Consider the following 26,016-nt stretch of genomic DNA (forward strand, 5'->3'; position numbering starts at 1 on the left):
GAGCAAGCTCGCTCCTACAGGGGGCATTGACCGCCGATGTTAAACAGCGAGCTTGCTCGCGAAAAACTTGAGAGCGCCGCAAAGTGTCAAATCTGGCACGTTGGCGTTAAAGGCAAACTGAACTGCCCGTCCATGCGTCAGTCGCATGCATAGGCAGCCCCGAATCATAGGAGCGAACGTGGCCAGTCATTCCAAGCACCAATCAGCTGAATCGGTGCCGTTGAGTACTCCCCCGGACATCCACCGACTGCGCGTGCTGACGGTCAACACCCATAAGGGATTCACCGCGCTCAACCGGCGCTTCATCCTTCCCGAGCTGCGTGAAGCCGTGCGCAGTACGTCGGCGGACCTGGTGTTTCTGCAGGAAGTGGTCGGCGAGCACGACCGCCACTCCTCCCGCTACAACGATTGGCCACAGACCTCGCAATATGAGTTCCTTGCCGACAGCATGTGGAGCGACTTCGCCTATGGGCGCAACGCCGTCTATCCCGACGGTCACCATGGCAATGCCCTGCTGTCGAAATACCCGATCCGCGAATACCGAAACCTGGATGTCTCCATCACCGGCCCGGAACGCCGCGGCTTGCTGCACTGCGTGCTGGACGTGCCGGGGCACAGCGAAGTGCATGCCATCTGCGTGCACCTCAGCCTGCTGGAAAGCCATCGTCAGCTGCAATTGCAGTTGCTCTGCCAGCTCCTCGAATCCCTTCCGGATGATGCGCCGGTGATCATTGCCGGCGACTTCAACGACTGGCAGATGCAAGGCAACGCCGCCCTTGCCCGCCGCGACTACCTGCACGAAGCCTTCGAGCGCCACCATGGCCGCCCGGCCAAAACCTACCCTGCGCGGTTCCCCCTGTTGCGCCTGGATCGCGTCTACCTGCGCAATGCCAGCAGTCATGAGCCGAAAATACTCGGGAACAAGCCGTGGACGCACCTTTCCGACCATTTGCCGTTGGCGGTGGAAGTCCATCTTTGAATCGCGGCCTTTCGGTTCGAAGTGACGAAAGGTCATCCCCACCTGTTATTTCTGACAGTAGCCACGTTGTATCGGTGCCTGCTACGTTGTTGCCGCCCTGAGGGAAATCCGCAGGGGCTTGCGACACACACGTAGCGCCTTGGTTGCCGAAGGTACTTGCGGGTCATAGTTGCACCCGATGTTGTCTTGCAACTCGCGCTGCCCAGCACGTCTGGTTCCTGGCCATTGATTCCGGCCAAAGGAACGGAAGTTGATCCCATCGCGGAGGCAACATGGAGTTTTCGACAGATCTGTCCAAGTACCGTTATGGCGCCTGCCTGTTCTCGATCTGGTTATGTGCGAACTGGCCCCAACCCGCCTACGCAGCCTGCACACTCACCTCAACCGCCGGCAACTCCAACTTCGTCTGCGACAGCGGCACCAGTGGGCCGTTGACCGATTTGTCGGGCAATAACACCCTGACCTTCCCCGCCAATGGCACCGGCAGGATCAACGGCAACGTGACCTTCGGTGCCGGCGCCGACGCTGTGAACATGGACTCGGGCATCGTGGCCGGCGCAGTGGATCTGGGCGACGGGGCAGATAGTTTTACGATCACCGGCGGGCAAGTCACCGGAGCCGTCAACCAAGGCAGTGGCATCGATGACTTCATCATATCCGGCGGAATCATTGGGTCCCTGGCCCAAGGGGACGGCCGCGACACCTTTCTGATGACCGGAGGCACCATCGTCGGCGCCTTCGAAGATGGCGACGTCGCCAAAATGACCCGCGGTACCATCGGCCGCGTCAACATGAAACTCGATAACAATATCTTCGATATGTCCGGTGGGCAGATCCTCGGCAATCTGGTGACGGGTTTAGGCACCGATGAGATCATCGTCTCCGGGGGGCGTATCGGCGGCAACATCAGTGTCAGCAACGGCAACGACAGCATCACAATCACCGGCGGAGAAATCGCCGGCGAGATTCGCGCCGGCAACGGCGATGACACGCTGCTGTGGGACGGCGGCGGAATCATCCGCTCGCCAGTCCTGCTGGAGGCAGGCGACGACCGCGCCACTTTGCGCAATCTGACCGAAAGCACCCTCGCCCAGACCCCGAGCATCGATGGCGGCGATGGCGGCGATGGCAATGACCTGCTGACCTTCGATCACACCACCTCATCGGGCGCTGCCCGGTATATCAACTGGGAAACCGTCAACCTGGGCAACGGTTCGCGCTTCGATCTGGATGGCAGCTTTCAACTGGGGGACGAGAACAGCGAGACGCGCGTGTTCAACATCGACGGCAGCAGTATGCTCACGTCAATCCAGGGCAGCATCACCTCTTTGACCCCGGGCCGGCTCGCGACCTTGAACAACAGCGGGGTCATCGACCTTGCCAGCGGTAACTCGCGTACCAACGACACCCTGACGGTTGAAGGCAATTACGTGGGCAACGGCGGCCAGTTGCTCTTGCAAAGCGCAGTGGGCGATGACAGCTCCCCCAGTGACAAGCTGGTGGTCAACAACGGAACGCTGACCGGCAGCACCCTGATCAGCGTCACCAACATTGGCGGCGCGGGCGCCCTGACCCGGCAAAACGGTATCCAGCTGGTACAGGCCCAAGGCACGGCGGTCAGCGACAACACTGCGTTCGCCCTCAAAGCCCCGGTGTCAGTGGGTGCCTTCGACTACCGCCTGTTCAAAGGCGGCATCACACCGGGCAGCGAAAACAGTTGGTACTTGCGTTCCTCGGTGGTGGCGCCGCCCGTGGTTGCCGTCGCCAACCCGGATCCCGCCTTGCCGCCGACGCTGGAACCCATCGTGGCAGTGCCGGTCGCCGCGCCTGTGGTCGTGGCTACCGGGGCTCAAGGATCTGAAGGCGTCGTGACGCTCAAAGCTCTTGCGTTACCAGCCGCCGTACCCGGCGCAGACCCTATCCCCCTGTATCGAGAGGCGGTGCCTACCTGGTCGGTGGTACCACCGGCTGCAGCACAATTGAGCCTGTCAGCACTGGGTACCTTTCATGACCGTCAGGGCGATCAGCGTCTGCTGACCGAAACCGGCGCCTTGAGCGCAGGTTGGGGACGGGTCTACGGCAAAAACCTCGAGCAGACCTGGGCCGGCACCGTCACACCAAGACTGGATGGCTCTCTCAATGGCTTCCAGGTCGGCAATGACCTGTTCAGTTCACAACTGGCGGGTGGGCAAACCCAGCGCAGCGGTTTCTTCATCGGCCACAGTCGCCTGCAAGGGGATGTCGACGGTTTCAATCAGGGCTTCGAAGGCAAACGCTCCGGCAACGTCGAGTTGAAAGGCGACAGCCTTGGCGTTTACTGGACCCTGACCGATCCTGCCCGTGCCTATCTCGATATCGTGGCCATGTACACCTGGCTCAATGGCGACAACCGCTCCGAAAGTGGCCTGAAGATCGACAATGACGGCCACGTAACGACGTTGTCGGCAGAAGTTGGATACCCGGTCGCCGTGTCTGGCAACTGGGTAGTCGAACCCCAGGCCCAGTTGATTTACCAGCAGGTCAAGCTCGACAGCCAGGACGACGGCATCTCCCGTGTCTCGTTCGATTCCGACAGTGCCTGGACCGGCCGCGTCGGCGCACGTCTCAAGGGTCGCTACGAAGTCAGTGGCCGACCGCTGGAACCCTATTTGCGGGCCAACATCTGGCACACCTTCACGGGTACCGATACGGTCACCTTTGATCATGTCGACCAGATCGAAACCCAGCAACGAGCCTCGTCCGCCGACCTTGGCATCGGCATGGTACTGAGCGTTGCAGCCTCGGTCAGCGTGTACGCCGGACTTGACTACACCAGCAATATCGACAGCAACCGGCAACGGGGGACATTCGGTAACGTGGGGGTTCGGGTGAAGTGGTGAGGCGTTGAAACCGCTCTATCCCGAGGTTTTTTGACGATTATTCGAATAAAAAAGCACCTGGAGACACGCCATTAAACAGCCCCTTTTAAACCATTACCACTTATCGGCCATCTTCTTGACTCGACTGTTTCGGTCTTCTTGACTTCACGTTACTACCCCCGAAAACACTACCAGGACCAGCCGCGGGCTCCCGTAAAAACGGGCAGCCCGTGACGCCGCCTAATCCATTCGGTCGCCCCTCATTCGGGGTAGGAGAGACGCCAGAGCGAGATACCACATGCAACTGCAAGGTAGGTCTCCATGAACATCCCCCTCACCTCGCAAGAAATCAAAGTCACTTTTTGCACTGTATCGAGTTCACTCCTGCTGTGTTCCTCCATTGAATTGCTCGCCGCCACTGCCGAGCAGGAAACAACGCCGTGGTATCGCCAGGACATCCCGGCTATCGGTCTGACAACCCTTGCAGCAACCTGGCCCGGTCAATTCAGCGCTCATCCCGATCTGCGCAGTTCCAGCCTGACCACCGAAGACGCCGCGCCCACGGCCTGGGACCAACTCTACGGCCAGCCCTCTCGCCAGGCACAAGCCGATTACCTTTCCCAGGGTCTGGCCGTTCCCGGTACCAACGCACTCAAAGGCCCGGCGATCCTCACCCTGCAAAGTGCCAGCGGCCATACGCAAAGGGTCGGTCTGGTCAGTGGCTCGAACCAGTTCCAGCTCAACAACAAGGGCGCACAGGTCACCCCGGCCATGTCCAACCCCAGCCGCGACACGCTCAACCTTCAGGGGCAAAGCCTCGGCGCCTATTGGAGCCTGACCGGACCACAAGGCTGGTACGTCGACCTGACCGCCAGCGGTGGCCGGGTCAGCGGCTTCACCCGTAATGAGCAAGGGACCCGAAGAGCCACCGAAGGCAGCGCGATGACGCTGTCGGTGGAAGGTGGTTTTCCTATCGGTCTGGGCGAAAACTGGGTGATTGAACCCCAGGCGCAATTGATCAACCAGCGCATCACCCTGGACACCCCGTATGCCGGCTCGGGAAACGCGTCTTCCACTGACCTGACTTCGTGGAGCGGCCGGGTCGGTGCGCGCTTGAAAGGCAGTTACGACATCAGCGGGATGCCGGTCGAACCTTACGTGCGGACCAACTTGTGGCACACGGTGTACACCGGCAATACCGTGACCCTCGATCAGGTCGACAAGATCAGCAGCAGCCGCAAGTCCTCGACCGTCGAACTGGGCCTGGGTCTGGTCGCCAGGGTCACCCCGACCGTGAGCCTGTACGTCAGTGCCGACTACAGCAGCGACGTGGACGACAATGATTTGAATGGGTTGATTGGCAGCCTGGGTGTGCGGATGCGCTGGTGAGGGAATACTTCAAAAGATCTTTTGGCGAGGCTGGCCCCTTCGCGAGCAAGCCCGCTCCCACATTCATCCAATGTGGGAGCGGGCTTGCTCGCCAATAGCAATGGCGCCGTCTCTGGATCAGCCCTGCGGCCGTAACATCAACACCGCCAACGGCGGCAAATTCAACACCAGCGACAACGCCTGCCCATGGCTCGGCGTTTCCTCGGCCATTGCCCCGCCACTATTGCCGTAATTGGAACCGGCATAGATAGACGAATCGCTGTTGAGCACCTCGTTCCACTGCCCGGAAAACGGCACGCCAACGCGATAAGCCTCGCGGGGTACCGGTGTGAAGTTGGCCACCACCAGCACAGGTCGGCCGTCCTTGCTCCAGCGCAGCCACGCATAAACGCTGTTGATCGCGTCATCGCCGATCAGCCACTGGAAACCCTGCGGCACGTCGTCCTGCTCATGCAGGGCCGGCTCTTCGCGGTACAGGCGATTGAGGTCGCCGACCAGTTTCTGTACGCCCTTGTGCTCGGAGTACTGCAACAAGTACCAGTCCAGTTGCTGATCGTGGTTCCACTCGCGCCATTGGCCGAACTCGCAGCCCATGAACAGCAGTTTCTTGCCCGGATGCGCCCACATGAAACTCAGGTAGGCCCGCAGGTTGGCGAATTTCTGCCAACGGTCGCCGGGCATTTTGTCGATCAGCGAGTGTTTGCCGTGTACCACTTCGTCGTGGGAGATCGGCAGGATGAAGCGCTCGGACCAGGCGTACACCAGGCCAAAACTCAGCTCGTTGTGGTGATGGGCGCGGTACACCGGATCCTGCTGGATGTAATGCAGGGAATCGTGCATCCAGCCCATGTTCCATTTGTAGGCAAAGCCCAGGCCACCCTGTTGGGTGCCCTGGCTGACGCCTGGCCATGCGGTGGATTCCTCGGCGATCACCAGCGCACCGGGTGCTTCCAGAGCGACCACATCGTTGAGGTGGCGCAGGAAATCGATGGCCTCCAGGTTCTCGCGCCCGCCGTGACGGTTCGGCACCCACTCGCCGGCCTTGCGCGAGTAGTCGCGGTACAGCATTGAGGCCACGGCATCGACCCGCAGGCCATCGACGTGGAAGTGCTTGAGCCAGTGCAGCGCCGACGCCAGCATGTAGCCGTGCACTTCGGTGCGCCCCAGGTTGTAGATCAGCGTGTCCCAATCCTGGTGGAAACCTTCCTGCGGGTTGCCGTACTCGTACAGCGCCGTGCCGTCGAACTGGGCCAGGCCGTGGGTATCGGTGGGGAAATGCGCCGGCACCCAGTCGAGAATCACCCCGATGCCGGCCTGGTGGCAGGCATTGACGAACGCGGCGAACTGGTCCGGCGTGCCATAACGCGCACTCGGCGCGAATTGCGACAGCAACTGATAACCCCACGAACCGCCGAACGGGTGCTCCATGATCGGCATCAGTTCGATGTGGGTGAAGCCCAGGTCTTTGACATAGGGAATCAGTCGTTCGGTCAGTTCCGGCCAGCTGTACTGGCGGGCCACTTCACCCAGGTCGTCCAGCTCGCATTGCCACGAACCGGCGTGCAATTCGTAGATCGACAAGGGCGCCGTCACCCGCTGGTGGTCGCCACGGGCCACCATCCAGTCCTGATCCTGCCAGTCGATATGCAGCGGCGAGGCGACTTTCGAGGCGGTGTCCGGCGGCAGACTGGTGGCCAGCGCCATCGGGTCGGCCTTCAGCGGCAGGATGCCGTGGGCACCGAGAATTTCATACTTGTAGGCGTCCCCCGCTTGCAGGCGCGGGATGAACAATTCCCAGACCCCGGTGGGATGGCGCAGGCGCATCGGATGGCGGCGCCCGTCCCAGACGTTGAAATCACCGACCACCGACACCCGCCGGGCATTGGGCGCCCACACCGCGAAACGCACACCGTCGACGCCGTCCACGGTCTTGAGCTGGGCACCGAGGCACGCACTGAGGTCGCGGTGATTGCCTTCGGCAAACAGGTACAAATCCATGTCGCCCAGCAAGGGGCCGAAGCTGTAAGGGTCTTCGGCCGTCTGCTCGCCGCCGGCCCAACGGGTGCGCAGCAGATAGGCTTGCGCGCGGTCGAAATGCCCGACAAACAACCCCGGCGTCTCTGTGGCTTGAAGACTCCCAAGCGCTTCGCCGGAGTCCCTGGCCAGAACTTCTACACTCAGGGCGCCTGGCAGATAGGCGCGGATGAACTGTCCACCGGCACCATCACCGTGGGGGCCAAGTATGGCAAAGGGATCGATATGCTCGGCGCGCACCAAGGCATCGATATCCCGTGCGCCGGGCAGCAGCGCTTCTTTGTGATGACCCTGTTCCTTGTTCGAGACACTCATGACTACTCTCCACCAAGATCGGAAAAGGGTTTAAGCCCACTCAATAATCCATATAAACCGTGCAATGGCACGGGCAACCAGGTGGGGCGATTTTCCGCCTCATAGGCCACTTCATACGCCGCCTTCTCCAGACCGAACAACGCCAGCGCGGCGTCCTCGCCTTCGGGATCTTGCCATGCATGGGCAAGACTAGCTGCCGCCAGCCGATAGGCGTCGACAAATGCTGTTCGCGCTTCACTCAAGTAGCGCTCGGTGACCCGCACACGCGCGGCATCGGCCGCCGCCGTGTTATCGACGTTGTGCACGTTGATCGCCATTGCCGCCGCATAGTCGAAGGAACGCAGCACGCCACTGACATCCTTGTACGGGCTGTGTTTGCCCCGACGTTCATGCAAGGGCCGCGCCGGTTCCCCTTCGAAGTCGATCAAGTACGCATCGCCCTTGATCACCAGCACCTGGCCCAGATGCAGGTCGCCATGCACACGAATGCGCAAGCCACCCGCAGTCTTTTTACCCAACGCTTGTACATGTCCGAGAATGGCTTTTTTGTTGTCCAGTAAATGGCTGACCAGGGTCTGGTCCGCCGGGGTCAATTGATTTTGATGCTGCTTGAGCAAGCTCAGCGCGTGCTCGATTTGCGTTGCGACATCCCTGGCCGAAGCCAGCGCCTCCTTCTGCGTGGTGACCTGCGGCAAGAAGTCCGGGTTGGCATTGGGCGCTGCCAGCACCTGATGCATTTCCCCCAGGCGCCGGCCCAGCATACCGGCAAAATCTTTCAGTTCGCCGAGCGCGTTGTAGTGTTGCTCCTGCTCGGACATGGCGTCGGCCAGTTCATCGCGCAGCGCCCGTTCGAGGTTGTTTTGCGTCCATTCCCAGGCATCGCCCTGATTGTTCAGGTAACCCTGGGCGATCATCAGCAGGTTGTCCTCACCCGCCCCGTCCCGGCGCACCACGGCCCCCAGCAGTGGCGAGATATTGCTGAACCCGGCTGCGGTCAGGTAGGCGCTCATCTCAAGCTCGGGATGCACGCCACTGGCGACCTTGCGGATCAACTTGAGCACCATGCTGTTGCCGATCACCACCGAGCTGTTGGACTGTTCCGCCGACAGGTAGCGCACCGGCGACTCGGCGTTGAGGCCGAGCTTTTCCAGTTCGGCGGTGGACTCGAAGCGAATGTCGCCATCGCTGCTGGGCAATACGGTACCGGCCTGAATCCCTTGCAATACGGCTTGCACGAAGGATTCCAGGCTGAAGGCATCGGTGATCAGGCCGACCTGGCGTCCGCGCCGTACCCGCGACAGCGCCAGTTGCTGCGGTAGCGGTGTACCGACCTGATCCTCGGAGATAAAGCCGAACGGCAACTGATAGCGACTGCTCTGGCCAGCGCTGGTGACATTGATCTCACTGAACAGCACCGGATGCTGCGCATCGCCGAAGCGCACGCCGTAGGCCAGATCGACCTGCTCGATGGCGGCGTCCTTGCCGGCGAACCAGCGACGATTCTGCAACCAGCTGGGCAGGATGCTCTGCTCAAGGGTGTGGCGTGACGGCGCTTCGAGCAGTTCTTCCATGCGTTTTTTCAGCACCAGCGTGGTGAAGTCCGGCAGGCTCTGTGCGGGCTCCACATGCCAGCTGGGCATCTGGTTTTCCGCGGCGAGGCCGAACCAGTAGAAGCCGTAGGGCGCGAGGGTCAGGAGAAAATTCAACTGGCCGATGGGCGGGAAGGCGTTACCCCCGAGCATCTCCACCGGCACCATGCCGACGTAGGCCGATAAATCGAGCTCGGCGGCCTGGGCACTGCGCGACACGTTGGCCACGCACAGGATGACTTCGTGTTTACCGTCCGGCCCGGTGTATTCGCGGGTGTAGGCCAGGATCCGCCGGTTGCTCGGCGACAGCATCTTCAATGTACCGCGCCCGAAGGCCTTGGACTGCTTGCGCACGGCGAGCATGCGCCGGGTCCAGTTCAACAGCGAATGCGGGTCGCCGGCCTGGGTTTCGACGTTGACCGACAGATAGCCGTATTGCGGGTCCATGATCGGCGGCAGCACCAGGCTGGCCGGGTCGGCGCGGGAGAAACCGCCGTTGCGGTCGATGGACCATTGCATCGGCGTGCGCACGCCATCGCGGTCGCCGAGGTAGATGTTGTCGCCCATGCCGATCTCGTCGCCGTAATACAGGGTCGGCGTCCCTGGCATCGACAGCAACAGGCTGTTGAGCAGTTCGACCCGGCGTCGATCACGCTCCACCAGCGGCGCCAGGCGCCGGCGAATCCCCAGGTTGATCCGCGCGCGACGGTCGGCGGCGTAGTAATTCCACAGGTAGTCGCGCTCCTTGTCGGTGACCATCTCCAGGGTCAGTTCATCGTGGTTGCGCAGGAAGATCGCCCATTGGCAGTTGGCGGGAATATCCGGGGTCTGGCGCAGAATATCGGTGATCGGGAAGCGATCTTCCTGGGCCAGCGCCATGTACATGCGTGGCATCAACGGGAAGTGAAAGGCCATGTGGCATTCGTCGCCGTTCAGGCCTTTCTTGTCGGTGTCGCCGAAGTACAGCTGGGTGTCCTCCGGCCACTGATTGGCCTCCGCCAGCAGCATGCGGTCGGGGTAATTGGCGTCGATTTCGGCGCGGATCTGTTTCAGGACGTCGTGGGTTTCCGGCAGGTTTTCGTTGTTGGTGCCGTCGCGCTCGATCAGGTAGGGAATCGCATCCAGGCGCAAGCCGTCGATGCCCATGTCGAGCCAGTAACGCATCACCGACAGCACCGCTTTCATGACCTGCGGGTTATCGAAATTCAGGTCCGGCTGGTGGGAGTAGAAACGGTGCCAGAAGTATTGGCCGGCGACCGGGTCCCAGGTCCAGTTGGACTTCTCTGTATCGAGAAAGATGATGCGGGTGCCGTCGTATTTCTGATCGTCGTCGGACCACACGTAGAAGTCCCGCGCCGCCGACCCGGGTTTGGCCTTGCGTGCGCGCTGGAACCACGGATGCTGGTCGGAGGTGTGGTTGATGACCAGTTCGGTGATCACCCGCAGGCCGCGTTTGTGTGCCTCGGCAATGAAACGCCTGGCATCGGCCATGGTCCCGTAGTCACTGTGCACGCCGCGGTACTCGGCGATGTCATAACCGTCGTCGCGCCGTGGCGAGGGATAGAAGGGCAACAGCCAGATGGTGTTGACGCCCAGGTCGGCGATGTAGTCGAGCTTGGCGATGAGGCCGGGAAAGTCGCCGATCCCGTCGTTGTTGGAGTCGAAATACGATTTGACGTGTACTTGATAGATCACCGCATCCTTGTACCAGAGCGGGTCCTTGATGAACGTGGCTGCCTTGGGTTTCTTCGCCATGTGAAACTCCTGGTGAATTCATAAAGGCCGCTCTCAATACGCCCCTGTAGGAGCTGCCGAAGGCTGCGATCTTTTGATCTTCACTTTCTTTAACGCAAAAGATCGCAGCCTTCGGCAGCTCCTACAGGGGGGCGGCGCATTCAAGAGGCGGTGATGCGCCAGATCCCGAACGGCTGGTACGCCGGGTCGATCCGCATGAACTGATGCTTGCCATGCCAGGTCCAGCGATGGCCATTCATCAGGTCTTCGCCCTGGGTGCTGGCGTCGTCGGGCAAACCCATTTCCCACAGCGGCAACTCGAAGTTCGCCTCCTGCACGTTGTGCGGATCGAGACTGACCGCCACCAGAATAAAGTTGCTGCCGTCAAAACTGCGTTTGCCGAAATACAGGATGTTGTCGTTCCAGGCGTTGTAGACCTTCAGGCCCAGATGCGTGTGCAGCGCCGGGTTCTGCCGGCGGATGCGGTTGAGCTGGGCAATCTCGGCAATGATGTTGCCCGGCGCATTGAAGTCCCTGGGGCGGATCTCGTACTTCTCGGAGTCGAGGTACTCCTCCTTGCCCGGCACCGGTGCTGACTCGCACAACTCGAAACCCGAATACATGCCCCACAGGCCCGAACCCATGGTCGCCAGCACGGCGCGGATGAGGAACCCGGGACGCCCGGATTCATGCAGGAACGCCGGGTTGATGTCCGGGGTATTGACGAAAAAATTCGGCCGGTAGCACTCGCGCCACGGCGATTCGTTGAGTTCAGTGAAGTAAGTCGCCAGTTCGGCCTTGGTGTTGCGCCAGGTGAAGTAGGTGTAGCTCTGGGAGTAACCGACCTTGCCCAGGCGCGCCATCATCGCCGGAGTAGTAAAGGCCTCGGCCAGGAAGATCACTTCCGGGTACAGCGCCCGTACATCGGCGATCAGCCATTGCCAGAACGGCAACGGCTTGGTGTGCGGGTTATCGACGCGAAAGATCTTCACGCCCTCCTCGACCCATCCCACCACGATGTCACGCAACTCCACCCACAGGCTCGGAATCGCCTCGGGGGCATAGAAATCGACGTTGACGATGTCCTGGTATTTCTTCGGCGGGTTCTCCGCGTACTTGATCGTGCCGTCAGGCCGCCAGTTGAACCAGCCGGGGTGCTGCTTGAGCCATGGGTGGTCCTGGGAGCACTGGATAGCGAAGTCGAGGGCGATTTCCAGGCCGTGGGCCGCAGCGGCCGAGACCAGTCGGCGGAAGTCTTCGCGAGTCCCCAACTGCTTGTGAATCGCCTCGTGGCCGCCCTCCTCGCTACCGATCGCATAGGGACTGCCCGGATCATCGGGGCCTGCCGTCAGCGAGTTGTTCGGGCCCTTGCGGTAACTGCGCCCGATCGGGTGAATCGGCGGGAAATACAGCACATCGAAGCCCATGTCGTGGATCATCGCCAGCCGCGAATGCACGTCATTGAAAGTACCGTGGCGTTCCGGGCTGTCGGTGATCGAACGCGGGAACAACTCATACCAACTGGCAAACTGCGCCAGCTCGCGCTCCACATCCACCGGGTACTCCGGGCTCAGGCTCAGGTAGGCACGATGATCGACGCGGGCCATGAGGTCGGCGCTACGCGGGTGCAAAAACAGTGCGACCTGCTCGGTTTCGAGCAGTCCTGCCAGTTCATGGTGCAATGCCGCCAATTGCTCACTGAGCTGCCCCTCACTGCGCTCGGCAGCTTGCTGCACCTGGATCCGCCCTTCCTGCAATTCGAGGCTGACGGGCACCGCTGCTATATGCTTCTTTTCCAGCTCGTAGCAAAAACTGGCGAACTGATCGATCCAGGCTTCGATACAGAACAGATAACGGCCCTGACCGTTCACCCGGAACTGCCCCTGCCAACCGTTGTTGCCCAGATCCTGCATGACAGCGCTTTGCCAGACATCCTCGTCCTCGGCCCGCCAGCGCACGCGAACCGCCAGCTTGTCATGCCCGTCGGCAAAGACCTTGGCCGTGACCACCACATCCTGCCCCACCACCGCCTTGACCGCGAACTGCCCGCCTTCAAGGGTCGGCATGATGTTTTCTATGACAATGCGCGGCAGCAACAGCGCCTGCGCCAGCGGCATGTGCGGGTTGTAGCTCAACTCAGTCGGTTTTTCAGCCGTCATCGAGCCTCTCTCCTTACGCCCCATGGACGCGCTTGTGTCTGGTCGCTACCCGAACGGGCCATCCGCCCCGGGACCTACTCACTTAGGTTCCGAGCGATGGCTGGCGGGAAAAGTTCATCAGCAATTTGCGGAATCAAATCGTTCGCACAGCAGTCAACCTACTTAAGCACGACTCACGCCATGTGCCACTGGAGGCTTGAACCATGACCAATCCATTCCCGGCAGAAACCCCCGATCCAAACATCGACAACCCGGTTATACCGCCAAGCGAACCACAACCGGTGCCCGAACAGGACCCACCTGGCACAACCCCGCCGCCAAGGGAAGAACCGCCAGCGACGATGCCGCCGGTGATTGTGAATCCTGAATGAAGACAGTTGATCGTTCCTGCCTCGACACCAGGAACGATCATCAAAAATGAATGACACTTCCCAAGTACCTGTAGTACCGATCCTAAAGCGCCAATTCTGCCCGTCCGACACTTTACGAAACTTACATCTCGCGCCTTATATAGCCACCACTTCTTCAGCCTTGAGGGTGGTTAGCCATGAAAACGTTTTTTTCCAGCGTCAGCGAATTCACAAACAGAGGTAGCGCCCAGCACCACGCGCTAAACCGTGAACGACCACTCGACGGCTGGCCATTCCGTGAAAATATTCAACTACGAATTTCTTTGCTTCGAAGCCGAACGCAATCCCTCTGAACAATCAACCAAAAGCTCAATCATCAGGGAGCTGGAGAAACATCTGCTTCACGGTGATATGGACTACAGCCAGCACGAACTCTGCGAAACACAGAGCAACGAGCAGGAGTCAGGCTGTGAAGCGACTTGCGCAGACAGGGTTAATCCCTGACAGCTCCTAGGGTTGATGATCCTTGTCAATCAGCTTCACAATCCTCGGCATCACACTGAACACCCCCAGCGCCAACAGCGTGCTGAGCACTGCCGTCGCCTCCCGGCCCAGCCCGGTGGCGACGCCGATGGCGGCGGTCATCCATAGGCCGGCGGCGGTGGTCAGGCCCTTGACGTCGCTTTCGTCGCCGTCGCGGTTTTTCAGGATGGTGCCGGCCCCCAGGAAGCCGATCCCGGCAATCACGCCCTGCACGACCCGACTCATGGCATCGGCCTGTGAACCGGACATTTGCGGCACCAGCACGAACAGCGCCGCCCCCATCGCCACCAGCATGTGGGTGCGCACACCAGCAGCCTTGCCCTGGTGTTCACGTTCGAACCCGAGAATTCCGCCCAGCACGGCGGCCATCAGCAGACGCACGGTCATCCGCGTCAATTGCGAGGCATCGGTGATGTCGGCGAACTCGGCTTGCAGGGTCACCCAGACTTCGTGCCACCAGGCGTTCATGGTGTTGTCCTTGTGAGGAGCCATGGAGAGTGGACCGCAGCGACCATTAATCGGTCGCACAGAACGATGATCGGCAGTTGCGGCCTGAAACTTCAGATACCCCTGAAAAAGGATTCCGCCATGACCGTTCGCATCGAGAACCAGACTTGCTTTTTCACCACCGAAAATGGCGAACAGATTCGTCTGTGTCCTGACGTGACCATCGTCACCGATGGGCGCAAAGCCATGTCGGCAGTGGACATCGAAGGCCAGCGCATCTACATCACCGAAGCGGAAGCCGACGCCTTGACCGTCGCAGGCGCGGTGGATGGACGCCGGCACCTGAAAGCCAGCGACAGTGATTCGGTGATTTGACTGAGGTTGATCAACACCCGCCGCAGCTGTTGTGCATAGGCGTTTGCACCTTTGTGCGACGGCTGCTTCAAGTTGTCGCAGGCCGGACGAACACGGCCATCTGATCCGCTTTTTAATCCAATACCTGAGTCTGTTATGCAAACAGATCGACGCTCATAGTGCTCTTGCCTGATGGAGGCTGATGAGCGAAAGACCATGAGCGAGAGAATCCCCGTCCGAACCGTAGAAACATTCGAGCCTTCGCGTCCAAAGACGAAGGCCAAAACCAGCGATAACCTGATCCACACCCGCAGCTTCACCGGACTGTTCCGCAACCTGCGCATCAGCGGCGCGGGTTTTCTGTTTTTGCTGTTTTTCGGCACCGTGTGGTTGAACTGGGGTGGCCGCCAGGCGGTGCTCTGGGATCTTTCCGAAAGTAAATTCCATATCTTCGGCGCAACTTTCTGGCCGCAGGACTTCATCCTGCTGTCGGCACTGTTGATCATCGCCGCGTTCGGCCTGTTCGCGATCACCGTGTTTGCCGGGCGGGTCTGGTGCGGCTATACCTGCCCACAAAGTTCGTGGACCTGGATCTTCATGTGGTGCGAGAAAATCACCGAGGGCGAGCGCAACCAGCGGATCAAGCTGCAAGCCGCGCCGTGGGGCGTCAATAAACTGATGCGTCGCTCGGCCAAACACACCTTGTGGCTGGCCATCAGCCTGCTGACCGGCCTGACCTTCGTCGGCTACTTCACCCCGATCCGGCCCCTGGCCGAAGAACTGCTGACTTTGCAAATGAGCGGCGTCAGCCTGTTCTGGGTGCTGTTTTTCACCGGTGCCACCTACATCAATGCCGGCTGGCTGCGTGAAGCGGTGTGCATGCACATGTGCCCTTACGCGCGCTTCCAGAGCGTGATGTTCGACAAAGACACCCTGACCATTTCCTACGACGTGGCCCGTGGCGAAAACCGTGGCCCGCGCAAACGCGAGGTCAAACCCGCCGAGGCCGGTTTGGGCGACTGCATCGATTGCCAGCTCTGCGTACAGGTCTGCCCGACCGGCATCGACATCCGCGATGGCTTGCAGATGGAATGCATCGGTTGCGCTGCATGCATCGACGCCTGCGATTCGATCATGGACAAAATGGGCTACGCCCGGGGATTGATCAGCTATACCTCCGAGCATCAGTTGCAAGGTGGCAAGACACACCTGCTGCGCCCGCGCCTGATCGGCTACACCGCCGTGCTGCTGGTGATGATCGCCGCCCTGGTGGTGGCATTGATGGAACGGCCGATGGTCTCGCTCGACGTCAGCAAGGACCGGGGCCTGTTCCGCGAAAACAGCCGGGGGCAGATCGAAAACATCTACAGCCTGAAGGTGATCAACAAGACCCAGCAGCGTCAGGACTATCAATTGCGCCTGGTCGATGCCGATGATTTCGAGTTGCAGGGCAAGACCGTGTTGAGCCTGGCGCCGGGCGAGATTGTCGACGTGCCGGTGTCGGTGGCGATGCTCACGGAGCGTCCGGCCAGCAGTTCGCAGAGCATCAGTTTCAAGGTAATCGACAGCGATGAGCCTGGCGTCTACAGCGTGGCGAAGAGCCGGTTTGTTGCGCCAATGAATCGCTGAGCCTTTAAGATGCAGAGCGTTAAAGATCGCAGCCTTCGGCAGCTCCTACACACGCAAGCCGATCCATTGTAGGAGCTGCCGAAGGCTGCGATCTTGGCGGTACCCCCGTCCCCTCTTTCCAAAAGACACCCAACCGGGCTTTTTGATGAAACGCTACGAAAAATTCGCCGACGACATCGCAGAACTGATCCGCTCCGGCGTCCTCGGACCGGGCCAGCGTGTGCCGTCAGTGCGCTACGCCAGCCAGACCTACGGCGTCAGCCCGTCGACGGTGTTCCAGGCCTACTACCTGCTGGAGCGTCGGGGCCTGATCCGCGCCCGTCCGCGCTCCGGCTATTTCGTCAATGCCCATGCGCCGCGACCGTTTTCCGAGCCGGTGATCAGCAGCCAGGTCAACGAATCCACGGAAGTCGACGTCAGCGAACTGGTGTTCTCGGTACTCGACTCGATCAAGGACCCGAACACCGTGGCCTTCGGCTCGGCATTCCCCAGCCCGACACTGTTCCCCCTGCAACGCTTGTCCCGCTCCCTGGCCAGCGCCACCCGCGAGATGGACCCGCGCATGGTGGTCACCGACATGTCGCCCGGCAACCCGCAACTGCGCCGGCAAATCGCCCTGCGCTACATGGTCGGCGGACTGATGCTGCCCATGGAAGAACTGCTGATCACCAATGGCGCCCTGGAAGCCCTCAACCTGTGCCTGCAAGCGGTGACGCAACCTGGCGACCTGGTGGCCATCGAAGCCCCGGCGTTCTACGCCTGCCTGCAAGTGCTCGAACGCCTGAAACTCAAAGCCGTGGAAATCCCCGTGCACCCGCGCGATGGCATCGACCTCGGCGTGCTCGAGCAAACCCTGGAGCGTCATCCGATCAAGGCCTGCTGGTGCATGACCAGCTTCCAGAACCCCATGGGCGCGACCGTGCCCGAGGCCAAGAAACAGCAGCTCGTGGAACTGCTACGCCGCCACCAGGTGCCGCTGATCGAAGACGATGTCTACGCCGAACTGTATTACGGTCAACAAGCGCCGAAACCGGCCAAGGCATTCGATACCGAAGGCCTGGTGATGCATTGCGGCTCGTTCGCCAAAAGCCTGGCCCCCGGTTACCGCATCGGCTGGGTCGCCGCCGGGCGCTACGCGCAGAAAATCGAACGCCTGAAACTCATGACCTCGCTGTGCGCGTCGATGCCTGCACAGGCGGCGATCGCCGACTACCTGCAACACGGCGGCTACGACCGGCACCTGCGTAAATTGCGTCACGCGCTGGAAGACCAGCAAGCCGCCATGCTCGCCGCCATCGCCCGCTATTTCCCGGCGCAGACCCGGGTCAGCCAACCGGCAGGCGGGTACTTTTTGTGGCTGGAATTGCCGGAGCAGATGGATTCGTTGAAGTTGTTTCAGATGGCGCTGGCGCAGGGGATCAGCATTGCGCCGGGGCCGATTTTTTCACCGACGCAAAGGTTCAGGAATTGTATTCGCTTGAATTATGGGAGCCCGTGGGATGAGGCTGCGGAGAAGGCGATGGAGACGTTGGGGCGGATTGTGCGGTCGTTCTAATGGCTGGATGTTGCCCGTACTATCGCCTTCGCGAGCAGGCTCGCTCCCACAAGGAATCTCGGGTGTTCACAGACTTTGCGTACACCAGATAACCCTGTGGGAGCGGGCTTGCCCGCGAAGAGGCCAGCAGTGACAACGCAAACCTCAGATCAACGCCCACCACCCAGATCAACAAAAGTCCCCGTCGCATAGGAAGCCTTGTCCGACAACAACCAGACAATCGCCTCCGCCACTTCATCCGGCCGCCCACCGCGGGCCATGGGAATTGCCGATTCCAGCTTGCTGACCCGGTCCGGATCGCCGCTCAAGGCATGGAAATCGGTGTAGATGTAGCCGGGCCGCACGGCGTTGACGCGTATCCCCTCTCCCGCCACTTCCTTGGACAGGCCGATGGTGAAGGTGTCGAGCGCACCTTTTGACGCCGCGTAGTCGACGTATTCGTTGGGCGCGCCCAAGCGTGCGGCCACCGAGGACACGTTGACGATGCTGCCGCCCTGCCCGCCGTGCTTGGGCGACATGCGCAGGATCGCGTGCTTGGCGCAGAGGATCGGCGCCAGGACGTTGGTTTTCATGATCTTGAGGATGCGGAACTCGGACATTTCGTCGACCCGGGACTTTTGCCCCACGGTGCCGGCGTTGTTCACCAGCGCCGTGACCCGGCCCAGTTCACTGTCGACCCGATGAAACAGCGCGATGACTTCGTCCTCGATGCTGACATCGGCCCGTACTGCAATGGCTTGCGCACCGAGGGCGCGGACTTGCTCCAGCACGCCGAGTGCGGCCTTTTCGTCCGCCTGGTAGTTGATGCAGATCCGATAGCCTTGCGCGGCGGCCAACAGTGCGGTGGCGGCACCAATGCCACGGCTGCCGCCAGTGATGACGATGACTTTGTCCATGCGAGCCTTCCCCCAATCAAAGCTTAAGCGGTCGGGGGCAAGAATAACCGCCATTGGTGGTTTTTGCATGAATTCGGCAGCGTTTGCACAGACGCCATCGCGGGCAAGCCACGCTCCCACAGAATATGTAAAACCTGTGGGAGCGTGGCTTGCCCGCGATGAACGATGACACGGACTGTCAAGCCAGCGCCAATCGCTCCGAGCGATGGATTTCCACCATGAAACCTGCGGCCGGCAACGGATGCCCCAGCAGGTAACCCTGCAACGAGTCGCAGCCCAGTTGCGTCAGGAAGTCCTGCTGCGAGTCCGTCTCCACACCCTCGGCAACGATGCGCAACCCCAGCGCCTGGCCGAGTGCCACGATGGCCGAAACGATGGCGGCGTCATCGCTGTCGCGCTCCAGGTCGCGGACAAAACCGCGGTCGATCTTCAGTTCGTTGGCCGGCAGGCGCTTGAGGTACATCAAACTCGAATAACCGGTACCGAAATCGTCGATGGACAGGTCGACGCCCATTTCCGAGAGTTCCTGAAGCACCGTCATGCTCGCGTCGGCATCGCTCATGGCGGTGGTTTCAGTGATTTCCAGGGTCAGGCTATTGGCCGGCAGATGGTGAGTTGCCAGTGCCTTGGCGACGCTCTGGACCAGTCCGGCATGGCAAAACTGGATGGCCGACAGGTTCACGGCGATGCGCCAATCGGTGTAGCCCAGCACGTACCACTCGCGCATCTGGCGGCACGCTTCGTTGAGCACCCACTCGCCGATCGGAATGATCAGCCCGGTTTTTTCCGCCAGTTCGATGAATTTGTCCGGCAACAACAACCCCTGCGTCGGATGCTCCCAGCGCAACAGGGCCTCGGCGCCCACTGGCCGGCCATTGGCGGCATCGAACTTGGGCTGGTAATGCAGGCTGAATTGCTGATGTTCCAAGGCATTGCGCAAGTCCTGCAGCAATTGCAGTTGCTTGCGCGCGTTGTTGTTCATCGAGGCGTCGAAAAAGCTGTAGCCGTTTTTACCCGCGCCCTTGGCGTGGTACATCGCCGCGTCGGCGTTCATCAGCAATTCGTGGGCGGACTGCCCGTTACCCGGATAGAGCGCGATGCCGACACTGGCGGAAATGTGCAAATCATGTTCGGCAACCCGGAACGCCTGCGCGATCAACCCGACCTGGCGGGCCGCGAGGTTCAAGGCATCGTTCTGCTCGCTCAATTGCACCAGCAACACGAACTCATCGCCGCCGATGCGCGCCAGGGTGTCCTGGCTGCGCAAGTCTTCGCGCAGGCGCAGGGCCACTTCGCGCAACAGCAAGTCGCCCATGTGGTGACCGAAGGCATCGTTGACGGGTTTGAAGCCGTCCAGGTCGATGAACATCAGGGCAAAGCAACCACCCTCTTCACGAACCCGCGACATGGCCTGATCGATTCGGTCGGCGAGCAACGTCCGGTTCGGCAACCCGGTGAGGGTGTCATGCAGGGCCAATTGGGTCAGTTCACGGTTGGCTTCGGTCAGCGACTGGGCCAGGCTCGCAGTGCGGGCCTCCAGGCGTGCGTCGAGGATCGAGGTCAGCAAGGCAATGCTCAGCACCGCCAGCGTGGTGATCAGCACCAGGTTGTCCAGGCCCTTGCCGCTCAACCCATCGACCGCCGCCCCGCAAAAGCTGCCATCGGCAAAGCGTGCAGCGGCCATCCCGGTGTAGTGCATGCCGACGATGGCGATGCCCATGATCACGGCGGCACCGCCACGGATCAGACGGACATAAGGCGTGTGTTGGCGCAAACGGAAAGCGATCCACAATGCCGCGCCCGAAGCACCGACAGCGATCATCAGCGAAGCGCCGAACAGCGTCGGGTCATAGTCGATGCCCGGTTGCATGCGCATGGCAGCCATGCCGGTGTAGTGCATCGCGCTGATGCCGGCGCCCATGACCAGCGCGCCAAAGGCCAGTTGCCACGCCGGCAGTTGCGGCTGGCTGACCAGCCACAGCGCAAAACCGCTGGAGAGCACCCCGATCAACAGCGACAACAGGGTGATTGCGCCGTCATAGCCCAGATCGATCGGCAGCTTGAATGCGAGCATGCCGATAAAGTGCATCGACCAGATGCCGATGCCCATGGCTATGGCCCCGCCCGCGGTCCACAAATGCACCGCGCGGCCTTTGGCAGTGGCAATGCGTCCGGTCAGGTCGAGTGCGGTATATGAGGCGAGAATCGCGACACAGAGCGAAATGATAACCAGGGTGGGGGAATAGCTACCGATGAGCATGGGGACTTCTCGCGAATGCCCCCGTTAATGGTATTGATTCTCGCCGGGGGAAAATGCGGCGATTGTACTGATTCCGAATGAGAACGCACCCACAAAATTAGCAAAGGGCCATCAGTCCGATGAAACGCTTGTTTTAAGGTTTTACATTAACTCACGTCAAGCTGCTGGCACCACAAAACCTGTGGGAGCGAGCTTGCTCGCGATGGCTGCGTCACATTCAGCATGAATGTTGCCTGAACCACCGCTATCGCGAGCAAGCTCGCTCCCACAGGGATTGCGCTATTGACTGTCGCTCACCTCAAGCTGTCCGTCCCAGCCACCGCCCAGTGCGGCAATCAACTGCACGCTGGCGATCAGGCGGCTTTGCAACAGGTCCAGGTTGCTGCGCTCATTGCTCAGCGCCGCCGCCTGGGTCACCACCACATCGATGTATGCGATCAAGCCGGCCTTGTACTGGTTCTGGGTCAGGCGCAACGATTCACGGGCGGCGTCCAGCGCCTGTTGGCGCACGACGGCTTCGTCCTGCAGCACCTTGAGCTGCACCAGGAAGTTTTCCACTTCGCGGAATCCGTCCAGCACGGTCTGGCGGTACTTGGCCACTGTTTCGTCATAGGCCGCTTCACTGCGGTCGACTTCCGCCGAGCGCTGGCCGCCGTCGAACAGGGTCATGGCCAATTGCGGCCCGACCGACCAGAAGCGGTTCGGCAGGCTGAACAAGTCTTTCGAGGTACTGCTGCTGTAACCACCGTTCAAGCTCAGGGTCAGGTCCGGGTAATAGGCCGCCTTGGCCACACCGATGTTGGCGTTGGCAGCCATTACCGAGCGTTCGGCGGATGCGATGTCCGGGCGACGCTCCAGCAACTGCGAAGGCAGGGCCAGCGGCACTTGTGGCAACTGCGGAATGTCCTGGCTTTCCGCCAGGCTGAACTGCGCCGGCGGCAGGCCGATCAGCACGGCAATGGCGTTCTCGAACTGGGCGCGTTGCCAGATCAGGTCGATCATGTCCGCTTCGGTGCTCTTGAGCTGGGTCTGGGCCTGGGCCACGGCGTCCTTGCCGGATACGCCGGCGCGGTACTGGTTCTCGGTCATTTTCAGGGAGCGCTGATAAGCCTCGACCGTGTCCTGGAGCAGACGCTTCTGGCCATCGATCACGCGCAATTGCAGGTAATTTTGCACCAGCTCCGACTGTTGACTCAGGCGCATGGCCGCCAGATCGGCAAAGCTTGCCTGGGCATTCGCGGTGTCGGCTTCCAGGCCACGGCGCAGCTTGCCCCACACATCCGCTTCCCAACTGACGCCCGCCTGGGCCGAATACGTGTCGCGAATACCGCTGGACGAACTGCTCAGGCTGGAGTTGCTGCTGCCGGTGCCCTGGCTCGAACGGTTCTTGCTGACGTTCAGGTCGACCGTCGGGAAAAACGCCCCGCGTGCGCTGCGCACCAAGGCCTGGGCCTGACGGTACTGGGCTTCGGACTGGGCGACAGTCTGGTTGGCGCTGTTGAGCTTCTCGATCAGGCCATTGAGCTGTTGATCGCCATACAGCTCCCACCATGCGCCGCGCGCCAGGGCATCGCTCGGATTGGCCTGGCGCCAGCCTTCGGCTGCCTTGTACTGCGCAGGCTCGGCGGTTTGCGGGCGCTGGTAATCCGGGCCGACGGCGCAGGCACTGAGCATCGCCACGCACAGTGACAGGCTCAGCAGACGCGAGCCTCGAGCCGTGATCAGCGGTGCAGCCAGGTTGAAAAGCGAACGTTCAGTCATAGCGGAGTTTCCAGAGCAGCATCGGTACGCACTCCACGCCATTTGTTGAAGCGATGGCGCAGTTTGTCGAGATAGAGGTAAACCACCGGCGTGGTGTAAAGCGTCAGCACCTGGCTGAAGATCAGCCCGCCGATGATGGTCAGGCCCAGCGGCTGGCGCATTTCTGCCCCTTCGGCGCGGCTCAGCAGCAACGGCAAGGCGCCGAGGATCGCCGCCAGGGTGGTCATCAGGATCGGTCGCAAACGTTGCAGGCAGGCACTGCGAATCGATTCCAGCGGCGCCATGCCCTGATGCCGCTCCAGCTGCAACGCCAGGTCGATCATCAGAATGGCGTTTTTCTTGACCACGCCGATCAGCAGAAACAGCCCCAGCAACGAAATCAGGCTGAACTCGCCGCCCAGCGCATAGATCGACAGCAACGCGCCAACCCCGGCGGACGGCAGGGTGGACAGGATGGTCAGCGGATGAATGTAGCTTTCGTACAGCACACCCAGCACCAGATACACCGCCACCAGCGCCCCCAGAATCATCCACGGCTGACTCTTTTGGGTCGCCGCGAAAGCGTCGGCTGTGCCGGCCATTTTCGCGATCACCTCTTCCGGCAGCCCGACCTTGGCAATCGCCCGCTCGATGGCGGCACCGCCCTGCTCCACGGTCACGCCTTCGGCCATGTCGAAGGCAATGCTTTCCGAGGCGAACTGGCCTTCGTGGCTGACCCGGTCGTTTTCCAGGCTGTTTTCGTAATGGGCGATGGTCGACAGCGGGATCCGCGCGCCATCGGCGGTGATCACCTGGACCTGCTTGAGGGTGATCGGGTCCTGGGCGTATTTCGGGTTGACCTCCATCACCACCTGATACTGGTTGAGGCTGTCGTAGATGGTCGAAATCTGCCGCTGGCTGTAGGCGTTGTTCAGCACCGCCGTGACCATCTCCATGTCGACACCGAGGCGCTTGGCCTGGTCGCGGTCGACGATCAGGGTCACTTGCCGGGCGCCCCGACCTTCCCGCGCATCGATGGCCGTCAGTTCCGGCAAGGCCTTGAGCGCGGTGACGACTTTCGGATACCACTCGCGTAATGCCCCGAGATCCCCGCTTTGCAGGATGTAGGAGTATTGCGAGGTGGTCTGCTCACGGCCGCCACCGAACTGCAGGTCCTGGTCGGCCATGAGCATCAGCTGTGCGCCGGGTACCTTGGGCATTTCCTTGCGCAGGCGTTCGATGACTTTCTGCGCGGAAATGTTGCGCTCCTTGATCGGTTTCAGGCGTACCAGCATGAAGGCGTTGTTGGTGCCGTTACTGCCGCCTATGAAGCCGGCGACGCTTTCTACCGCCTCATCCTTCAATACAGCCCGACGGAAAATCTCCATCTTCGGCTGCATCACGCTGAACGACAGGCCGTCGTCGCCGCGCACGAAACCGATCAGCTGGCCGGTATCCTGCTGAGGCAAAAATGTTTTAGGAACAACAATATATAGCGCAATGTTAACGCCGATTGTCACGAACAGACTGAGCAACGTCAGGCGTTTGTGGCGCAGCACCCAGTCGAGGCTGGTGGCGTATTTGCCAACCATCCAGTCGTTGGCCCGCCGGCTCCAGCGTTGCAGGCGGTTCTCCTGCCCCGGCGTGTGCGGCTTGAGCCAGCGGGCGCAGAGCATCGGGGTCAGGGTCAACGACACCAGCAGCGACACCACGATGGCCGCCGCCAGGGTGATGGAGAATTCGCGGAACAGGCTTTCAATGATCCCGCCCATGAACAGGATCGACAGGAACACCGCCACCAGCGACACGTTCATCGACAGCAGGGTGAAGCCGACTTCCTGGGCGCCGAGGTAGGCCGCCTTCATCGGCCGCACGCCTTCGTCGATGTGCCGGGAAATGTTCTCCAGCACCACGATGGCATCGTCCACCACCAGCCCGGTGGCCAGGATCAGCGCCATCAGCGACAGGTTGTTCAGCGAAAAGCCGTAGAGGTACATCACGGCAAAGGTACCGACCAGCGACACCGGCACCGCCAGGGTCGGGATCAGCGAGGCGCGGAAGTTACCGAGGAACAGGAACACCACCAGGATCACCAGCGCCACGGCAATCAGCAGGGTCATTTCCGCCTCATGCAGCGTGGCCTTGATCACCGGCGAGCGATCCATGGCCAGGTTCAGCTTGACGCTGGCCGGCAACACCGCCTGCAACGCCGGCAATTGCGCCTTGATCTCGTTGACCGTCTCGATGATGTTGGCGCCGGCCTGCCGGTTGATCACCAGCAGCACCGCCGCGTCGTCGTTGAAGAAACCGCTGTTGTAGCGGTCTTCGACGCCGTCGCTGACCTTGGCCACGTCCTTGAGGCGCAGGGCCGCGCCGCCGTTGTAGTGGATGATCAGCGACTCGTAGTCCTTGGCTTTTTCCAACTGGTCGTTGGCCTGGACCTGCCACAGCCGCTGATCGTCTTCCACCGAACCCTTGGGCCGACGCACGTTGGCATTGGCGATGGTGTTGCGCACATCGTCCAGGGCCACGCCGTACTGGTTCAGCGCCTGCGGTTCGAGTTCGATACGCACCGCCGGCAGCGAACTGCCGCCGATCTGCACCTCGCCGACGCCCTGCACCTGGGACAGGCTCTGGGACAGGATGGTCGAAGCCAGGTCATAGAGCTGGCCTTTTTCCAGCACATCCGAGGTCAGCGACAACACCATGATCGGCGCCTGGGACGGGTTGACCTTCTTGTAGGTCGGCATGCTGCGCATCCCGCTGGGCAGCAGGTTGCGCGAGGCGTTGATGGCCGCCTGCACTTCCCGCGCCGCGCCGTTGATGTCACGGTCGAGGTCGAATTGCAGGATCACCCGGGTCGATCCCTGGCTGGACCGGCTGCTCATGGTGTTGACCCCGGCGATGGCGCCGAAGGAGCGCTCCAGCGGCGTGGCCACGGTCGACGCCATGACTTCGGGGCTGGCCCCGGGCAGGCTGGCCTGGACCACGATCACCGGAAAGTCCATTTGCGGCAGCGGCGACACGGGCAGCAAACCGAAACTCACGCCGCCCAGCAGCATGATGGCCAGGCTCAGCAACATGGTCGCGACCGGGCGCTTGATGAAAGGTCCCGAGAGATTCATCGATGACTGCTCCCGGCACCAACCCGCGAGCCCTGCTGCCCCTCTGTGGGAGCGGGCTTG

15 protein-coding genes are annotated in these 26,016 nt (G+C 61.2%); 7 read left to right on the top strand and 8 right to left on the bottom strand.

The features are described 5' to 3' along the window. Window positions 1–145 precede the first annotated feature (145 nt). From KW838_RS28435 to KW838_RS28445, 3 genes are all read left to right on the top strand, one after another. Complete coding sequence (locus KW838_RS28435) at window positions 146–979, top strand: endonuclease/exonuclease/phosphatase family protein (RefSeq protein ID WP_256358999.1); 834 nt, start codon at window positions 146–148, stop codon at window positions 977–979. 272 nt (window positions 980–1,251) lie between these two features. After that, complete coding sequence (locus KW838_RS28440; protein ID WP_218504277.1) at window positions 1,252–3,858, top strand: autotransporter outer membrane beta-barrel domain-containing protein; 2,607 nt, start codon at window positions 1,252–1,254, stop codon at window positions 3,856–3,858. A 300-nt stretch (window positions 3,859–4,158) separates the two neighbouring features. Beyond that, on the top strand, window positions 4,159–5,226 hold the full coding sequence (locus KW838_RS28445; RefSeq protein WP_218504278.1) for an autotransporter outer membrane beta-barrel domain-containing protein: 1,068 nt from the start codon (window positions 4,159–4,161) through the stop codon (window positions 5,224–5,226). 117 nt (window positions 5,227–5,343) lie between these two features. Here KW838_RS28445 and glgB read toward each other — a convergent pair whose 3' ends face one another. From glgB to KW838_RS28460, 3 genes are all read right to left on the bottom strand, one after another. Further along, entirely contained in the window at window positions 5,344–7,575 is a 2,232-nt protein-coding gene (gene glgB / locus KW838_RS28450; protein WP_218504279.1) for a 1,4-alpha-glucan branching protein GlgB, read from the bottom strand. A gap of 2 nt (window positions 7,576–7,577) precedes the next feature. Further along, window positions 7,578–10,919 carry a maltose alpha-D-glucosyltransferase gene (treS, locus tag KW838_RS28455; protein WP_218504280.1) on the bottom strand — a complete coding sequence of 1,114 codons (3,342 nt, stop codon included), beginning with the start codon at window positions 10,917–10,919 and terminating at the stop codon, window positions 7,578–7,580. Window positions 10,920–11,059: 140 nt separating this feature from the next. Then, window positions 11,060–13,057, bottom strand: a complete 1,998-nt coding sequence (locus tag KW838_RS28460) for an alpha-1,4-glucan--maltose-1-phosphate maltosyltransferase (RefSeq protein WP_218504281.1) — start codon at window positions 13,055–13,057, stop codon at window positions 11,060–11,062. A gap of 203 nt (window positions 13,058–13,260) precedes the next feature. On the opposite strand from KW838_RS28460, the gene KW838_RS28465 reads away from it, so the two are divergent. Then, complete coding sequence (locus KW838_RS28465; protein WP_172435747.1) at window positions 13,261–13,428, top strand: hypothetical protein; 168 nt, start codon at window positions 13,261–13,263, stop codon at window positions 13,426–13,428. A gap of 489 nt (window positions 13,429–13,917) precedes the next feature. Here the strand turns inward: KW838_RS28465 and KW838_RS28470 are convergent, their stop codons facing one another. Continuing rightward, a complete protein-coding gene (locus tag KW838_RS28470) occupies window positions 13,918–14,418 on the bottom strand; it encodes an MgtC/SapB family protein (RefSeq protein ID WP_102700039.1) in 501 nt (166 codons plus the stop codon). Window positions 14,419–14,538: 120 nt separating this feature from the next. Here KW838_RS28470 and KW838_RS28475 point away from each other — a divergent pair, with 120 nt between their 5' ends. The 3 genes from KW838_RS28475 (at window position 14,539) to mapR (ending at window position 17,935) form a co-directional block, all read left to right on the top strand. Continuing rightward, complete coding sequence (locus KW838_RS28475; RefSeq protein ID WP_015095303.1) at window positions 14,539–14,772, top strand: DUF3203 family protein; 234 nt, start codon at window positions 14,539–14,541, stop codon at window positions 14,770–14,772. A 195-nt stretch (window positions 14,773–14,967) separates the two neighbouring features. Then, the gene (gene ccoG / locus KW838_RS28480) at window positions 14,968–16,380 is read left to right on the top strand and encodes a cytochrome c oxidase accessory protein CcoG (protein WP_218504282.1); all 1,413 of its coding nucleotides are present in this window, start codon (window positions 14,968–14,970) and stop codon (window positions 16,378–16,380) included. A 145-nt stretch (window positions 16,381–16,525) separates the two neighbouring features. Then, a complete protein-coding gene (mapR, locus tag KW838_RS28485; RefSeq protein ID WP_102700036.1) occupies window positions 16,526–17,935 on the top strand; it encodes a GntR family transcriptional regulator MpaR in 1,410 nt (469 codons plus the stop codon). Window positions 17,936–18,084: 149 nt separating this feature from the next. Here the strand turns inward: mapR and KW838_RS28490 are convergent, their stop codons facing one another. From KW838_RS28490 to KW838_RS28505, 4 genes are all read right to left on the bottom strand, one after another. Further along, window positions 18,085–18,831 (bottom strand): SDR family oxidoreductase, encoded by a 747-nt coding sequence (locus tag KW838_RS28490; RefSeq protein ID WP_102700035.1) that lies wholly within the window; start codon window positions 18,829–18,831, stop codon window positions 18,085–18,087. Window positions 18,832–19,009: 178 nt separating this feature from the next. Continuing rightward, on the bottom strand, window positions 19,010–21,091 hold the full coding sequence (locus tag KW838_RS28495) for a bifunctional diguanylate cyclase/phosphodiesterase (RefSeq protein ID WP_102700034.1): 2,082 nt from the start codon (window positions 21,089–21,091) through the stop codon (window positions 19,010–19,012). A gap of 279 nt (window positions 21,092–21,370) precedes the next feature. Then, a complete protein-coding gene (locus tag KW838_RS28500) occupies window positions 21,371–22,852 on the bottom strand; it encodes an efflux transporter outer membrane subunit (protein ID WP_102700033.1) in 1,482 nt (493 codons plus the stop codon). Further along, on the bottom strand, window positions 22,849–25,956 hold the full coding sequence (locus KW838_RS28505) for an efflux RND transporter permease subunit (RefSeq protein WP_218504283.1): 3,108 nt from the start codon (window positions 25,954–25,956) through the stop codon (window positions 22,849–22,851). The genes KW838_RS28500 and KW838_RS28505 overlap by 4 nt, the downstream gene beginning before the upstream one ends. Window positions 25,957–26,016 lie beyond the last annotated feature (60 nt).

Origin of the sequence: Pseudomonas sp. PDM27, assembly GCF_019219205.1 — a bacterium.
GTDB lineage: Bacteria > Pseudomonadota > Gammaproteobacteria > Pseudomonadales > Pseudomonadaceae > Aquipseudomonas > Aquipseudomonas laurylsulfatiphila.

Excerpts from the sequence above, each read along its gene's own strand:
- KW838_RS28495 (WP_102700034.1), bottom strand. The coding sequence starts at position 21,091 with ATGCTCATCGGTAGCTATTCCCCCACCCTGGTTATCATTTCGCTCTGT.
- KW838_RS28500 (WP_102700033.1), bottom strand. The coding sequence starts at position 22,852 with ATGACTGAACGTTCGCTTTTCAACCTGGCTGCACCGCTGATCACGGCT.
- KW838_RS28490 (WP_102700035.1), bottom strand. The coding sequence starts at position 18,831 with ATGGACAAAGTCATCGTCATCACTGGCGGCAGCCGTGGCATTGGTGCC.
- treS (WP_218504280.1), bottom strand. The coding sequence starts at position 10,919 with ATGGCGAAGAAACCCAAGGCAGCCACGTTCATCAAGGACCCGCTCTGG.
- KW838_RS28445 (WP_218504278.1), top strand. The coding sequence starts at position 4,159 with ATGAACATCCCCCTCACCTCGCAAGAAATCAAAGTCACTTTTTGCACT.
- KW838_RS28435 (WP_256358999.1), top strand. The coding sequence starts at position 146 with ATGCATAGGCAGCCCCGAATCATAGGAGCGAACGTGGCCAGTCATTCC.
- ccoG (WP_218504282.1), top strand. The coding sequence starts at position 14,968 with ATGAGCGAGAGAATCCCCGTCCGAACCGTAGAAACATTCGAGCCTTCG.
- KW838_RS28470 (WP_102700039.1), bottom strand. The coding sequence starts at position 14,418 with ATGAACGCCTGGTGGCACGAAGTCTGGGTGACCCTGCAAGCCGAGTTC.
- KW838_RS28475 (WP_015095303.1), top strand. The coding sequence starts at position 14,539 with ATGACCGTTCGCATCGAGAACCAGACTTGCTTTTTCACCACCGAAAAT.
- KW838_RS28465 (WP_172435747.1), top strand. The coding sequence starts at position 13,261 with ATGACCAATCCATTCCCGGCAGAAACCCCCGATCCAAACATCGACAAC.
- KW838_RS28460 (WP_218504281.1), bottom strand. The coding sequence starts at position 13,057 with ATGACGGCTGAAAAACCGACTGAGTTGAGCTACAACCCGCACATGCCG.
- glgB (WP_218504279.1), bottom strand. The coding sequence starts at position 7,575 with ATGAGTGTCTCGAACAAGGAACAGGGTCATCACAAAGAAGCGCTGCTG.
- KW838_RS28440 (WP_218504277.1), top strand. The coding sequence starts at position 1,252 with ATGGAGTTTTCGACAGATCTGTCCAAGTACCGTTATGGCGCCTGCCTG.
- mapR (WP_102700036.1), top strand. The coding sequence starts at position 16,526 with ATGAAACGCTACGAAAAATTCGCCGACGACATCGCAGAACTGATCCGC.
- KW838_RS28505 (WP_218504283.1), bottom strand. The coding sequence starts at position 25,956 with ATGAATCTCTCGGGACCTTTCATCAAGCGCCCGGTCGCGACCATGTTG.